Below are 13,753 nucleotides of genomic sequence, written 5' to 3' on the forward strand. Positions count from 1 at the left end.
GCGCCCCGCGCGCCCGGCCCCGTTCCGATATGGAGAGACCCAATGGCGACCAGCCAACCGCATTCCGCGGGCCAATCGCGCCCGCTTTCTGAGAAATTCTACTTCGCCGCCTGGCGCTGGCACTTCTATGCCGGCCTGTTTGTGATCCCCTTCCTGATCATGCTTGCAGTGACCGGGCTGATGATGATGTTCATCACCCAGGTGGACGGCCGCGACGGCGAGAAGATCACCGTCACCCAAGGCGCTGCCGAGCTGAGCATCCCTGCGCAGGAGGCCGCCGTGCTGGCAGCCCAGCCCGGCACCATCGCCGAATGGATCGGCCCCAAGGCCCCTGATCTGGCCGCCGTGTTCCGCGTGAAAACTGATGAGGGCCAGCGCTTGGTAGCGCTGGACCAGTACAGCGGCGAGGTGATCGAGGTCTGGGACCGCCGCGCGGGCTGGTACGATCTGGCCGACAATATCCACTCCACCCTGCTGATCGGCGACACCGGCGACCGGCTGATCGAGATCGCCGCCGGCCTGGGCCTCGTTCTGGTGCTGACCGGTCTCTACCTGTGGTGGCCGCGCGGCAATGCCGCCAGCGCTTTTGTCCCGAACCTCCGCGCCAAGGGCCGCGCCCTGTGGAAGAGCCTCCACGCGGTCACTGGCTTCTGGATGTCGGCGCTGCTGGTCATCTTCCTGATCTCGGGCCTGTCGTGGACCGGCATCTGGGGCGGCCGGATGATGCAGGCCTGGAGCACCTTCCCGGCAGCGAAATGGGACAACGTGCCCCTGTCCGACGACATTCACGCCAGCATGAACCACGGGTCCACCAACGATGTGCCCTGGGCGCTGGAGCAGACCCCGATGCCCGCCTCCGGCTCTGACGCAGGGATCACCGGCGTGGCCGAAGGCGCCCCCGTGGATGCCGCCAGCCTGATCGCTTTGGGCCGGAGCCTGGGGATGGAGGGCCGCTTCCGCCTCGCCTACCCCGGCGGTGAGACGGGTGTGTGGACTATCAACCGCGACAGCATGAGCGGCGACGGCGACAGCCCCTTCATCGACCGCACGGTGCATGTGGACCAGTACAGCGGCAAGATCCTCGCCGACGTGAAGTATGATGACTATTCCTGGGCGGGTAAGGCGATGGCGGTCAGCGTGCCCTTCCACATGGGACTGATGGGCACCTGGAGCTTTGTCCTGAACGTGGTGTTCTGCCTGGCCGTGATCTTTGTCTGCGTCTCCGGCCTGGTGATGTGGGTCAAGCGCCGCCCCGCTGGCGCCGCCCGCCTGGCCGCCCCGCCGGAACCGGCAGAGATGCCGTTTTGGAAGGGTGCTGCGCTAATTGCCGTGCTGGTGTCGCTGGCCTTCCCGCTGACCGGCCTGGCGCTCTTGGCGGTGCTGGCCTTTGACGTGCTGCTGCTGGGCAACCTGCCGGTTCTGAAACGGGCGGTGAGCTGAAGCAAAACGGAGGGCAGCGCCCGTCCCGGCGGGGTGGGAAGCGAAGCGCCCGCCCCGTGGGGGGCGGGACGGGCGCTGCCCGGCCTCACGGCCGGGCGGTAGGTTTACAACTACACGTGCTGCGCGCCGTTCACCTCGATCTCCGCGCCGGAGATGTAGGAGCTGCCCTCCGAACACAGGAAATAGATCGCCGCCGCCACCTCTTCCGGCTGGCCCAGCCGCTGCATCGGCAGCTTGGCGACGATCTTTTCAGTGCCGGGCGACAGGATCGAGGTTTCCACCTCCCCCGGCGCAATCGCGTTCACCCGCACCCCCATCGGCCCGAAGTCATGCGCCATCTCCCGCGTCAGCGCCGCCAGCGCCGCCTTCGACGTGGCATAGGCAGCGCCTGCAAAGGGATGCACCCGGCTGCCCGCGATCGAAGTCACGTTGACCACGGAGCCCTGCGCCGCCGCCAGTTCCTCCTTGAGGCCCCGGGCCAGTACCACCGAGGCAAAGAAGTTCACGTGGAACACCTTGCCCCAGTCCATCAGGTCGGTGTTCAGGGTATTGAGCCGCTCCCCGTCCGGGCCCTTGGGCGAAATCCCCGCATTGTTGACCAAGGCGTCCAGCCGCCCGTCCAGCAGCTCCTGGATCTGGCCCACCGCGTTGATCGTGTCCGACGGGTCCGACAGGTCCAGCTGCACGTGGTTCTCCTGGCCGCCGCCCCAGGGGCATTCCTGCGGGAACGGCTGGCGCGAGCAGGTGATCACCCGCCAGCCCTCGGCATTGAAGCGGCGCACGGTGGCGTGGCCGATGCCGCGGCTGGCGCCGGTCAGCAGCAAAGTCTTCTGGCGCATGGCGCACTCCTTGTGTGAGAATCTGGCCTGAGCCTAGCACCCGCACAGCCATCCGCAACGGGGTGCGCCAAACGCAACCCTTGGCAGCGGCGGCGGAACCCCTTAACACATCTCTGCCAAGGGATGATGCAGCAATGAAGAAACAAGATATGAACCGCGATTGGATTGCCACCGCCGAAACCCTCTCCAGCGCGCTGCCGTATTTCCAGCGCTTTGCCGGGGCGATTGTCGTCATCAAGCTGGGCGGCCACGCCATGGGCAGCGACGAGGCGATGGACACCTTCGCCCGCGACATCGTGCTGATGCGGCAGGTGGGTGTTAACCCGGTGATCGTGCATGGCGGCGGGCCGATGATCAACGCGATGCTGGAAAAGCTGCAGATCAAATCCGATTTCGTGAACGGCAAGCGGGTCACCGATGCCGCCACCATGGAAGTGGTGGAGATGGTGCTGTCGGGCGTCGTCAACAAGCGCATCGTGCAGGCGATCAACCGCCAAGGTGGCCGCGCCGTCGGGCTGTCGGGCAAGGATGCGAACCTGATCACCTGTGATCAGGCCGACCCGGACCTGGGCTTTGTCGGCGCGCCGGCCGAGATGGACCCCAAGGTGCTCTATGGCCTGTTTGAAAAGAACATGATCCCGGTGATCGCCCCGATCGGCGGCGGCCGCAATGGCGAGACCTTCAACATCAACGGCGACACCGCCGCCGGCGCCATCGCCAAGGCGCTGACTGCTGACCGGCTGCTGCTGCTGACCGATGTGGCGGGCGTAAAGAACGCCGAGGGCGACGTGGTGACTGAGCTGAAGGCTGCGGACGTCGAAGACATGACCGCCAGCGGCGTGATCGCGGGCGGAATGATCCCCAAGACAGAAACCGCGCTGGATGCGGTGCGCAACGGCGTGCGCGCCTGCACCATCGTCGACGGGCGGGTGCAGAACGCGGTGCTGCTGGAGCTTTACACCGACCACGGCGCGGGCTCGATGATCCGCGCCTGACGCGGCTGCCGCAAGGGGACTGAGGGGCGCTGCCCCTCTTGGCCCCCTGGGCCAATTCACCCCGGGATATTTTCGGCCAGATGAACAGGGGATCCCTGGTTCAGGCGGTGGGCTGCGGTGTTCGGAGTTGCTTTTTGCGGCTGCATGCGCATCGCTGAAGGCATGGAGCATGAAGTCCTGATCCGCCTTGCGGCCTTCCTGGGGCTGTTTGCGCTGTTTGCAGCGGCAGAGGCCTGGGCGCCGCGGCGCGCCCGGTGCCTGCCGCGGCAGCGGCGCTGGCCCGCCAACCTGACCATATCCGTTCTGAACGTCCTGACGCTGCGGGCCCTGGCGCTTGGGATGCCGCTGCTGGCGGCCGGGGCAGCGCTGGATGCGGCAGAGCACGGCTGGGGGCTGCTGAATGCGGTCCGCTGGCCCGGCTGGCTGGAGGTGCTGCTGGCGGTGCTGGTGCTGGATTTTGCGATCTGGCTGCAGCATCTGATCACCCACAAGGTGCCGCTTTTGTGGCGGCTGCACCGGGTGCATCACGCCGACCGCGACATGGATGTGACCACCGCAGTGCGGTTTCACCCGGTGGAGATTGCCCTGTCGATGCTGCTGAAGATCGGGCTGGTCTATCTGCTGGGGCCCTCGGCCCTGGCGGTGGTGCTGTTTGAGATCCTGCTGAACGGCACCGCGCTCTTCAATCATGCCAACCTGCGGCTGCCGCCCAAGGCAGACCGGCTGCTGCGGCTGCTGCTGGTGACGCCGGACATGCACCGGGTGCATCACTCAATCCATCGCCACGAGCATGACAGCAACTACGGCTTTGCCCTGTCGGTCTGGGACCGGATCTTTGGCACCTATACGGCGCAGCCCGGCCAGGGGCATGATGGCATGACCGTAGGACTGCAATGGCAGGACGGGCGGCCCGCGCGGCTGGGCTGGAGCCTCTTGCTGCCGTTCCGCCGCCGCTGAAACACAGGCAGGAAGACGCCGGCAGGCGGTTACGGGACGATTTTGCACTCTGGAAGGGCGCTGCACGCTGCTAGGCTCGCCTCATGCCACCGGACCGGATGCCGCAGATGACCCTGACCGACTTGCCAGATGCTCCCGCCCGGGGCGGGCCTGATTACGCGCAGATAGACGCGGCAGCCGCGCACTCCGGCCTCATGGTTCAGGGCGCGCTGCATCCGCGGCGCCGGCCCGTCGAGGCGCTGGAGGGCGGCACCCTGGTGCTGCTCGGCACGGCCCCGGCGTTCTGGCCGCGCTTCACTGCCAGCCAGGAGTACAGAGACGGCGCCCCGGACCCGGTGGACCGCTGGTCGCAGCGGGTGATCGGCGCGTTGGCAGACGCCCTGGGCGGCTGCGCGTATTACCCTTTTGGCGGGCCGCCCTACACGCCTTTCATCAACTGGGCGCTGGCTTCGGGGCGGTTTTTCACATCGCCGTCACAGATGATGGTGCATGATCGGGCGGGCATGCTGATCTCCTTGCGGGGGGCCCTTCACTTTGAACAGGAATTTGACATCCCCCCTCCGCCTTTGGCAGAGTCACCCTGCCACAGCTGCCGCTCCCGTCCCTGCCTGGCCGCATGCCCGGCCGCCGCACTGGCGGACGGGGGACCCTACGATCTGGCGGCCTGCCATGACTATCTCGATACCAGCGCAGGCGCCGGCTGCATGACCGGCGGCTGCCTTGCCCGCCGGGCCTGCCCGCTGAGCCGCACCGCCGGCCGGGACCCCGCCCAAACCGCACATCACATGAGGCATTTTCATCCGCAATGACCTGCACTTTGATCCTGACCCGCCACGCCAAATCCGCCTGGGACACCAATGTGCCCAGCGACCATGCCCGCCCGCTGAACAAGCGGGGCCGCCGCTCGGCCCCGGCCATTGCCGACTGGCTGCGCGGTAACGGCTACGTCCCGGATCAGGTGATCGCTTCCTCTGCGCAGCGCAACCGAGAGACGTATGAGCTGATGGAGCTGGGAGTGCCTGCGGCCTTTACCGAGCGCCTGTACCACGCCAATTCGGAGATCCTGTTCAAGGTGCTCAGTCAGGCCGAGCATCCCCGCGTGATGCTGATTGGCCATAACCCCGGCATTGCCGCCTTTGCCCATTCCATCGTGGCCACCCCGCCGGACCATGCCCGATTTGACGATTACCCGACCGGCGCGACGCTGGTGGCGGAGTTCGATATCGGCAGCTGGAAGGACCTGAGCTGGAGCACCGGCAAACCGATAGATTTCGCCGTCCCGCGGGAGCTTCTGGGCGACTAGCGGCTGCGGCACGCTGGCGCATCCCGCGCGGGAGTCCCCTGGCACAGCTGCGCAGGCAGGCCTATATTTCCGGCCGGAGACACGCCTTGCGAGGACTGGAGAAGACCCATGCACCGCCGTACCCTGCTGCTGGCCGCAGCCGCCCTGCCCTTCGCCGCCCTTCCGGGCTTTGCTGCGCCGGCGGAGACCGTGCGCATCATGAAGTCGCCAACCTGCGGCTGCTGCACTGCCTGGGCCGACGGCCTGGCCGCCGCCGGTTTTCAGACTGAGGTGCGCAATGTGGCAGATGAGGAGCTGTGGGCCATAAAGGAACGGCTGGGGATCACCAGCGACTTATCCTCCTGCCACACCGCAATGGCCGGCGGCTACGTGATCGAAGGCCATGTTCCGGCGGGTGATATCAAGCGTCTGCTGGCAGAGCAGCCCGTCGCCATCGGGCTGACCGTTCCGGGGATGCCGATCGGCTCGCCCGGGATGGAGATGGGGGATGAGCGCGAGGCGTTCGATACCCTGCTGATCCTGGCGGACGGCACCACCGAAGTCTTCGCAAGCCATTCCTGAACAAAAAAAGGCCGGGCATTGCGCCCGGCCTTTTTTGTCTTCCCAAGCCCCGCAGGGCGGGCGATTCCGCCCACCGCGGGTACGGCTGTCAGTGACCCAGGATCTGGCTGAGGAACAGCTTGGTGCGGTCGCTCTTCGGGTTGTTGAAGAACTCTTCCGGCTCGTTCTGTTCCACGATCTGGCCCGCATCCATGAAGATCACCCGGTTCGCCACCTGACGGGCAAAGCCCATCTCGTGGGTCACGCAGAGCATGGTCATGCCTTCTTCCGCGAGCTCGATCATGGTGTCCAGGACCTCCTTGATCATCTCCGGGTCGAGCGCCGATGTCGGTTCATCGAACAGCATGATGCGCGGCATCATGCAAAGCGAGCGCGCGATGGCCACACGCTGCTGCTGGCCGCCCGACAACTGGCCGGGATACTTGTGGGCCTGATCCGGGATCTTGACCTTCTCCAGGAAATGCATCGCCCGGTCGATTGCCTCTTTCTTGGGGGTCTTGCGGACCCAGATCGGCGCCAGGGTGCAGTTCTCCAGGATCGTCAGATGCGGGAACAGGTTGAAGTGCTGGAACACCATGCCAACCTCGGAACGGATCTTGTCGATGTTCTTGAGGTCATTGGACAGCTCGGTGCCATCCACCACGATCTTGCCCTGCTGGTGCTCTTCCAGCGCGTTCAGGCAACGGATCAGGGTGGACTTGCCGGAGCCCGACGGGCCCGCGATGACGATCCGCTCGCCCTGGTTGACGGTCAGATTGATGTCGCGCAGCACGTGGAACGAACCGTACCACTTGTTCATGCCGGAGATTTCGATGGCGACCTCGTCGCTCACCTGCATTTTGGAGCGGTCGATTGCGCGGTCGGACATAAGTTCAGACATGTGTTGAACTCCTTAACGGTGATCGGTGGCGAGACGGCGCTCGAGCCACTGTGAATATTGAGAAATGCCGTAGCAGACGACGAAGAACAGAAGCGCGGCAAAGCCCAGAAGCTCCCAGTACACCCCGTTCCACTCGGTGGAGGCGAGGATCGGACCGCGGATCATGCCGACCAGGTCGAACATCGAGATGACCGAGACCAGGGTGGTGTCCTTGAAGAGGCCCACGGCCACGTTCACGATGCCCGGGATCGAGATCTTCAGCGCCTGCGGCAGGATGATCAGCCGCATCGCCTGGGGGTAATCCAGGCCAAGGCTGTCAGCCGCCTCATACTGTCCCTTCGGAAGCGCAGCGAGACCGCCGCGGATCACCTCGGCAATATAGGCCGCGGAGAACATGGTGATCATGATCACCACGCGCAGGAACAGGTCGACCGTGCTTTCCGGCGGGAAGAAGTAGGCCAGCATCACCGATGCCACGAACAGCAGGGTGATCAGCGGCACGCCGCGCACGAACTCGATGAAGATGACGCACATCCACTTGATCAGCGGCATGTCCGACTGGCGGCCCAGCGCCAGCGCGATGCCCAGCGGCAGCGACAGCGACACACAGGTCACGCCCAGCATCAGGTTCAGCATGAAGCCGCCCAGGTCGCGCGAAGGCACCGGCGACAGCCAGGCGTTCTCCGACGCGCCTTCCGGGATCAGCATTCCGCCTATGATCCAGACCGCAAACGCCGCTGCGATGGCCCCGAAGAAGCCGATTGCAAAGCTGCTCTTGCCGAACTTCTGGAACACGGCCGCGGCCGCGGCAAAGCCCAGCAGCGCCACCACCGGCACCATCAGCGTGCCGCCCCAGATCAGCCAGAATGCCAGGAACGGGTAGACAGCGGTAAAGATCAGCAGCTTGCGCGGCAGATCGAAGAACAGCACCGGCGCCGCCGCGACCAGCAGCAGAACCAGGGCGAGGTTGGGACGCCAATAGGCGTCAGTGGGATACTTGAAGCCGTACAGCAGCTGGTTCCAGCGCTCGGTCAGCACCGAGAAACAGGCCCCGGCCTTGCCTTGCAGCACTTCACGGCATTCGGCCAGCGAGTTTGTGGTCCAAACCCCGTTCAGAATCCACGGCAGGGTGTTTTGCAGCACCATGTAGATCACTGCCAGCGCCACGATGGTAAGCGCCGAGTTCGCAGCATTGGAGAACAGGTTCTCGCGCAGCCATTTCACCACGCCGGTTTCCGACGTCGGCGGCGGGGCCGGCGGGATCTGGGTTTCGCGGACAAAGGCGACGGTTTGTGCGTGTGTATCGCTCATGTCTCAGCGCTCCTTCAGCTTCACAGATGCGTTGTAGACGTTCATCACCATCGAGATCACCAGCGAAGCCGTCAGGTAGAACAGCATCAGGAGCAGCACGCACTCAATGGCGCGGCCGGTCTGGTTCAGGGTGATCCCGCCAAGGGTTGCGGTGATATCCGCATAGCCCACGGCGATGGCGAGCGAGGAGTTCTTGGTGATGTTGAGGAACTGCGAGATCAGCGGCGGGATGATGACCCGCAGCGCCTGCGGCAGAACCACCAGGTTCATCACCCGGCGCGGGCGCAGGCCCAGCGCGGCCGCGGCCTCGGTCTGGCCCTTGGACACCGCCTGGATGCCGGCCCGGACGTTTTCCGCGATGAAGGCGCCGGTGTAGATCGACAGCGCGAACCACAGCGCGATCAGCGGGCCGCCAATCTTGATGCCGCCGCTGAAGTTGAAGCCCTTCAGCTCAGGGTATTCCCAGGTCAGCCCCATGATCAGTGTCAGCGCCAGGAACGGCACCAGCCAGGCTGCGAGGATCGGCAGCAGGGTTTTGGGGCGGACACCGGTGGCTTCCTGCTTGTGGTTGGCCCGGACATTGATCTGATGCGCCACCACCCAGGACAGGCCAAAACCGGCCAGGATCAGCAGCCAGTTCATCGCGGTGCTGGCAAAGATCCCGTTCTGGAACCAGGGCAGCGGCGTGTAGATCCCGCGGTTGGTGAAGGCGAAGGCATCGAACAGCATGCTTGCGGCCGGATCGTCGCCCCGGAAAGCCCGCGGCCCCGGCAGCACTGCCGTCATGATGGTGAAGATGATGATGATCCAGATCAGCACCGGGATATTCCGGAAAATCTCCACGTAGACCGCCATCAGCTTGGAGACGAGCCAGTTGTTGGAGAGCCTCAGAACCCCTGCGATCACCCCGAAGACGGTTGCAGTGATACAGGCCAGGAAGGCGACGAGCAGCGTGTTCAGCAACCCGACCAGCGCGGCGCGCGCGTGGCTGGACTGGCTGTCGTATTCAACCAGGGTCTGGTTGATGTCGTATCCGGCCGAGTCGCCAAGGAAGGTGTAGGAAATATTGAGCCCGGCAGCCCGCAGGTTCTGGATCAGGTTGTTGCCCAGATACCAGATACACAGGGCCAGAACGATCGCCGCAATCACCTGGAAGGTCAGTGACCGGTAGCGCGTATCGTTAATGAGCATAGACAGCCGAAAACCTTCGTTCGGCGGGTCAGTAAGCGTTGACATGTATTGTGATCCCCTGGCTCCGGTTTTTTGTCCTGGCGGCGTTTATCGCCGCTCCGCATTGGACCGGAGCTTTTTTTCAGATAGGAAAAGGGCGCAGGAAATTCCTGCGCCCCTCCCGGTGGTATGTTTAGCGGAACGGCGGAGCGTACAGCAGGCCGCCTTCGGTCCACTGTGCGTTCAGGCCGCGGGCCAGGCCGACCGGAGTGTCTTCGCCGATGGTCTTGGCAAAGATCTCACCGTAGTTGCCGTTGGCTGCGACGGCTTTTTGCGCCCAGGTGGCATCCAGGCCCAGCATCTCGCCCAGGGTGCCTTCGCTGCCCAGCAGGCGGTTGATTTCCGGATTGTCGGTGCCGGCTGCCATTTCGCTGATGTTGGCCGAGGTGATGCCCAGCTCTTCAGCTGCGATCAGCGACATCAGGGTCCAGCGGACGACGTCGCCCCACTCGTGGTCGCCGTGGCGGACCAGCGGGCCCAGCGGCTCCTTGGAGATGATTTCCGGCAGGATCACGTGGCCCGACGGATCGTCGAAGGTGGCGCGGGTTGCGGCCAGGCCGGAGGCGTCGGTGGTGTAGACGTCACAGGCGCCCGCCAGGTACTGCTGCTGCGCTTCGGCGTTGGTTTCGATCGGAACCGGCTCATACGAGATGTTGTTGGAGCGGAAGAAGTCCGCCAGGTTCAGCTCGGTGGTGGTGCCGGTCTGGATGCAGACGGTGGCGCCGTCCAGTTCCTTGGCCGAGGACACGCCCAGATCTTTCGGGACCATGAAGCCCTGGCCGTCGTAGTAGTTCACGCCCACGAATTCGAACTTCAGGTCGACGTCGCGCGAGAAGGTCCAGGTGGTGTTGCGTGCCAGCATGTCGATCTCGCCGGAGGCCAGCGCGGTGAAGCGGGTCTTGCCGGTGGTCGGCACGAATTCAACAGCGGTCGAGTCGCCCAGCACGGCTGCAGCCACAGCACGGCAGACGGCAACGTCAAAACCTTCCCATTCGCCATTCGCATTCGGGGCCGCAAATCCGACCAGGCCGGTGGTGACGCCGCAGTTCAGCTTGCCGCGGGCCTTCACGTCATCCAGCGTGCCGGCAGCAGCTGCGCCAGCCGCCAGACCAGCAACGGTCAGAGCGCCCAAAAATACGGTTTTTTTCATTTTTACCTCTTCCTGATAGTCCGCCTGTACGGCGGTTCTTATTACCCGGCGATCCCCCGCCGGAAATGAGACCGAAGAAGGGTTTACCCCTTTTTCGCGCCCAAGTGTGGGCGCATTCATCAACAAACGTCAAGTGCGGGATCAGGAATTTCGATGGGCGCGATGCGCACAAATGCCCCGGGAGTAAAAAATTTTACTCCTCGCGGGGCGAAATGGTAATTTTCTGTTCTCTCAGGAAAAATCAAAGAACCGTTTGGCGTGCAGAAATTCCTGCCGTTTGACTTCGGCGGCCGCCGCGGCCTCCTCGTCCTCGCCCCACTGCTCTTCCTGCCAGCGCTCGTCCAGCCGCGACAGCAGCCAGATCTCATCGGCGCTGCGCCAGCCGTGCGCGGCGGCAAATCCCAGGATCAAAGAGCCGGAAATCCCTACCAAATCGTGGAATGCAGCCAGCTGGAACGGGTTCATGGCAAGAACCTTCTCCGCCAGCGCTGCCAGCGCCGCAGCGTCCTGCGGCTGGTGCAGCACGCCGGTGCGCGGCTGCAGCCGCACCCCCAGCGCCTCTGCCGCCCAGTCCAGCGCCGGGTCCCATTCCTGCGCTTGACGCGACGTCAACTCAACCGGAGTGTCAGCGCGGTAGCACAGCAGATCGGAATCGCCGTATTCGGCCAGCATGGCGGCAACTTCGCTGTGCTGATGTGTCACCTTGTCAATCGCGGCGTTCGCCGAGCGGGTGCAGGGCATGGCAGACGGGTCAACTGATTCGGTCTGCGCGTCCCACTCGGCGGCGATGGCCTCGGCCATCGCCCGCGTGGGCACCGCCAGCGGTGCCTTGGCCGGTGTCTTGACCCGGCGGCCGTCCAGCTCCACCGCGAACCCGTCACCGGTCTCTGCAACCGAAACCTCTTTCCAGAACCGTTTCTGTGCCCAGCCGCTCATCTCTTAGCCTTTCCAGATCTCTGCCAGCAGCGGGCGCAGCTCCGCGAAGTCGCGGATCAGGTAATCGGCGCCCAATGTCTCTGCCGGATGGTATCCCCAGGGCACTGCGATGGTGGTTACCCCCGCTGCGCGCCCCATCTCAATGTCGAACCGCGTGTCGCCGATCATCACGGTGCTTGTCCGGTCCACCCCGGTTTCCGCCATCGCTGTCAGCACCATCGAGGGGTGCGGCTTGGACGGGTGGTGATCGGCCACCTGCCGGGTCACGAAACAGTCAAGCCCGTGCGCCGCGATCAGCGCCTCCACCCCGCGCTGGGATTTGCCGGTGGCCACGCCCAGCAGATACTCAGGCACCGCGTGCAGTTCCATCAGCGCCTCGCGGGCACCGGGGTAAAGCGGCGAATGCGCTGCGCCCGCAGCCTGGCGGGAGGCCATGTAAGAGGACTTGTAGCCCTCCACCAGCACGTCAACGGTAGCGGCGTCCTGCTCCGGCGCCAGCTCCTGCATTGCCAGCGGCAGCGACAGCCCGACGATCGACAGAATCGCCTCGCGCTGCGGCACCTCCAGGCCGGCGCCCTGAAACGCCTCAGCCATCGCGCCGGTGATCGCTCCCTGGCTGTCCGCCAGGGTGCCATCGACGTCAAACAGGATCAGCCGCAGCGGTGAGCTCACTTCAGATCCTCGAACGGGTCGTCGGCTGCCAGGTCCTCGGTCCAGCCGAAGGTGTCCCAGCTTTCCTTCATATGCTCCGGCAGCGGCGCCACCACTGAGATCTGCTTATGCGTGACCGGATGCTCAAACACCATCCGGCGCGCGTGCAGGTGCAGCTTCTTGGAGATCACCCCGCCGATCTGCGCGCCCCAGCCGTCGCCCAGGTTCTCCTGGCCCGAGCCGCCGTATTTGCCGTCGCCCGCAATCGGATGGCCCATGCCCGACATATGCGCGCGCAGCTGGTGGGTGCGGCCGGTGATCGGCTCCATCGCCACCCATGCGGCGCGGCTGGCCACGCGGTAGAGCGTGGCATAGAGCGTATGCGCCCGCTTGGCGCCCGGCGTGTCGTCGATGTCGCGCGGATGCACGTTGATCATCTTCTCGCCTTCGCCGGACTTGCCGTGGCCCGGCGCCTTCACCAGCCCGTTCTTGATCTCGCCCAGGTACGGCGTCGGCACGCCGGCCACCAAGGCCCAGTAAATCTTGCGGGTGTTCTTGTGGCGGAAGGCGGCGGTCAGCGCCTGCGCCGCCTTGCGGTTGCGCGCCAGCACCAGCACGCCGGAGGTGTCCTTGTCGATCCGGTGCACCAGCTTGGGCTTTTCCTCCAGCCCGAACTTCAGCGCCTCGGCCAAGCCGTCCACGTGCTTGGTGGTGCCGGAGCCGCCTTGTACTGCCAGCCCGGCTGGCTTGTTCAGCACGATCACATCATCGTCTCGGTAGATGACGCAAGACTGGATCATCCTGGCATCCGCGTCCGAAACCCGCATCTGGCGCGGCTCGGCCGGTTTCAGGTCGCTGTCCGCCAGCGGCGGCACCCGCACCACCTGCCCCGCCTCGACGCGGGTATTGGCCTTCACGCGGCCGCCATCCAGCCGCAGTTCGCCCTTGCGGCACATCTTCTCAATGCGGCCCTGGTTCACATGCGGAAACAGCCGCCGCAGCCAGCGGTCAATACGCTGGCCGCCGTCGTCTTCGCTGACGGTAATCATCTGAACGCCGCTCATGCGAACACTCCTCTTGCAGCCATCAGGCCCAGAAACAGACCGCCGACCGACAGGCCCACGGACAAACATACGTACAGCGCCGCCTGCCCGAAGGCGCCGCGCTCGATCAGGTTGGCGGTCTCCAGCGAGAACGCCGAGAAGGTGGTGAACCCGCCCATCAGCCCGGTCATCACCAGGGGGCTTGCCCACGTCAGGTCCCGCAAGGCCGCCGCCACCACGAACATCCCCATCAGGAAGGAGCCGAGAATGTTCACCGTCAGGATCGCCACCGGAAAGTCATGGTGCCCCAGGACCCGGATGATGCCCAGCCCGGCCAGATAGCGGCACACCGCCCCGATTGCGCCGCCAAGGGCCACCATGGAAACCGAAGAAATCATCCCCGTCCTGTCGCGCGGGTGCGCCGGGATGTCAAGTTTTCCCCGTATTGCAGCGCTTG

General features: G+C 64.9%; 15 protein-coding genes. 6 read left to right on the forward strand and 9 right to left on the reverse strand.

Annotated features, from left to right (window positions below; genetic code table 11):
• Window positions 1-42: 42 nt before the first annotated feature.
• Complete coding sequence (locus tag AC4HIX_RS09675) at window positions 43-1,440, forward strand: PepSY-associated TM helix domain-containing protein (protein ID WP_490398841.1); 1,398 nt, start codon at window positions 43-45, stop codon at window positions 1,438-1,440.
• Window positions 1,441-1,550: 110 nt separating this feature from the next.
• Here AC4HIX_RS09675 and AC4HIX_RS09680 read toward each other — a convergent pair whose 3' ends face one another.
• Window positions 1,551-2,279, reverse strand: a complete 729-nt coding sequence (locus AC4HIX_RS09680; RefSeq protein WP_027235503.1) for an SDR family NAD(P)-dependent oxidoreductase — start codon at window positions 2,277-2,279, stop codon at window positions 1,551-1,553.
• 134 nt (window positions 2,280-2,413) lie between these two features.
• Between AC4HIX_RS09680 and argB the strand changes: the two genes are divergently transcribed.
• The 5 genes from argB (at window position 2,414) to AC4HIX_RS09705 (ending at window position 6,095) form a co-directional block, all read left to right on the forward strand.
• The gene (gene argB, locus AC4HIX_RS09685) at window positions 2,414-3,274 is read left to right on the forward strand and encodes an acetylglutamate kinase (protein WP_475049355.1); all 861 of its coding nucleotides are present in this window, start codon (window positions 2,414-2,416) and stop codon (window positions 3,272-3,274) included.
• 162 nt (window positions 3,275-3,436) lie between these two features.
• Window positions 3,437-4,231 carry a sterol desaturase family protein gene (locus AC4HIX_RS09690; protein ID WP_490398875.1) on the forward strand — a complete coding sequence of 265 codons (795 nt, stop codon included), beginning with the start codon at window positions 3,437-3,439 and terminating at the stop codon, window positions 4,229-4,231.
• A gap of 107 nt (window positions 4,232-4,338) precedes the next feature.
• On the forward strand, window positions 4,339-5,040 hold the full coding sequence (locus AC4HIX_RS09695; RefSeq protein ID WP_490398842.1) for a ferredoxin: 702 nt from the start codon (window positions 4,339-4,341) through the stop codon (window positions 5,038-5,040).
• Window positions 5,037-5,534 (forward strand): SixA phosphatase family protein, encoded by a 498-nt coding sequence (locus tag AC4HIX_RS09700; protein ID WP_475049351.1) that lies wholly within the window; start codon window positions 5,037-5,039, stop codon window positions 5,532-5,534. The genes AC4HIX_RS09695 and AC4HIX_RS09700 overlap by 4 nt, the downstream gene beginning before the upstream one ends.
• Window positions 5,535-5,642: 108 nt before the next feature.
• Window positions 5,643-6,095, forward strand: a complete 453-nt coding sequence (locus AC4HIX_RS09705; RefSeq protein WP_490398843.1) for a DUF411 domain-containing protein — start codon at window positions 5,643-5,645, stop codon at window positions 6,093-6,095.
• Window positions 6,096-6,183: 88 nt separating this feature from the next.
• Here the strand turns inward: AC4HIX_RS09705 and AC4HIX_RS09710 are convergent, their stop codons facing one another.
• The 8 genes from AC4HIX_RS09710 to crcB all read right to left on the reverse strand — a co-directional run bounded on the left by AC4HIX_RS09710 (window position 6,184) and on the right by crcB (window position 13,694).
• Entirely contained in the window at window positions 6,184-6,975 is a 792-nt protein-coding gene (locus AC4HIX_RS09710) for an amino acid ABC transporter ATP-binding protein (protein ID WP_475049347.1), read from the reverse strand.
• A gap of 12 nt (window positions 6,976-6,987) precedes the next feature.
• Window positions 6,988-8,286: an amino acid ABC transporter permease gene (locus tag AC4HIX_RS09715; RefSeq protein ID WP_490398844.1), complete on the reverse strand. Its 1,299-nt coding sequence runs from the start codon at window positions 8,284-8,286 to the stop codon at window positions 6,988-6,990.
• 3 nt (window positions 8,287-8,289) lie between these two features.
• Entirely contained in the window at window positions 8,290-9,522 is a 1,233-nt protein-coding gene (locus AC4HIX_RS09720; protein ID WP_475049344.1) for an amino acid ABC transporter permease, read from the reverse strand.
• Window positions 9,523-9,649: 127 nt separating this feature from the next.
• On the reverse strand, window positions 9,650-10,666 hold the full coding sequence (locus tag AC4HIX_RS09725) for an amino acid ABC transporter substrate-binding protein (RefSeq protein ID WP_475049341.1): 1,017 nt from the start codon (window positions 10,664-10,666) through the stop codon (window positions 9,650-9,652).
• Window positions 10,667-10,897: 231 nt separating this feature from the next.
• On the reverse strand, window positions 10,898-11,602 hold the full coding sequence (locus AC4HIX_RS09730) for an ATP12 family chaperone protein (protein ID WP_490398845.1): 705 nt from the start codon (window positions 11,600-11,602) through the stop codon (window positions 10,898-10,900).
• Window positions 11,603-11,605: 3 nt separating this feature from the next.
• Window positions 11,606-12,274: an HAD-IA family hydrolase gene (locus tag AC4HIX_RS09735; RefSeq protein ID WP_490398846.1), complete on the reverse strand. Its 669-nt coding sequence runs from the start codon at window positions 12,272-12,274 to the stop codon at window positions 11,606-11,608.
• Window positions 12,271-13,317, reverse strand: coding sequence for an RluA family pseudouridine synthase (locus tag AC4HIX_RS09740; RefSeq protein ID WP_490398847.1), 1,047 nt, complete (start codon window positions 13,315-13,317; stop codon window positions 12,271-12,273). Before AC4HIX_RS09740 ends, AC4HIX_RS09735 begins: the two co-directional genes overlap by 4 nt.
• Complete coding sequence (gene crcB, locus AC4HIX_RS09745; RefSeq protein ID WP_475049334.1) at window positions 13,314-13,694, reverse strand: fluoride efflux transporter CrcB; 381 nt, start codon at window positions 13,692-13,694, stop codon at window positions 13,314-13,316. Before crcB ends, AC4HIX_RS09740 begins: the two co-directional genes overlap by 4 nt.
• Window positions 13,695-13,753: the final 59 nt, after the last annotated feature.

This window comes from Leisingera sp. (assembly GCF_982940295.1).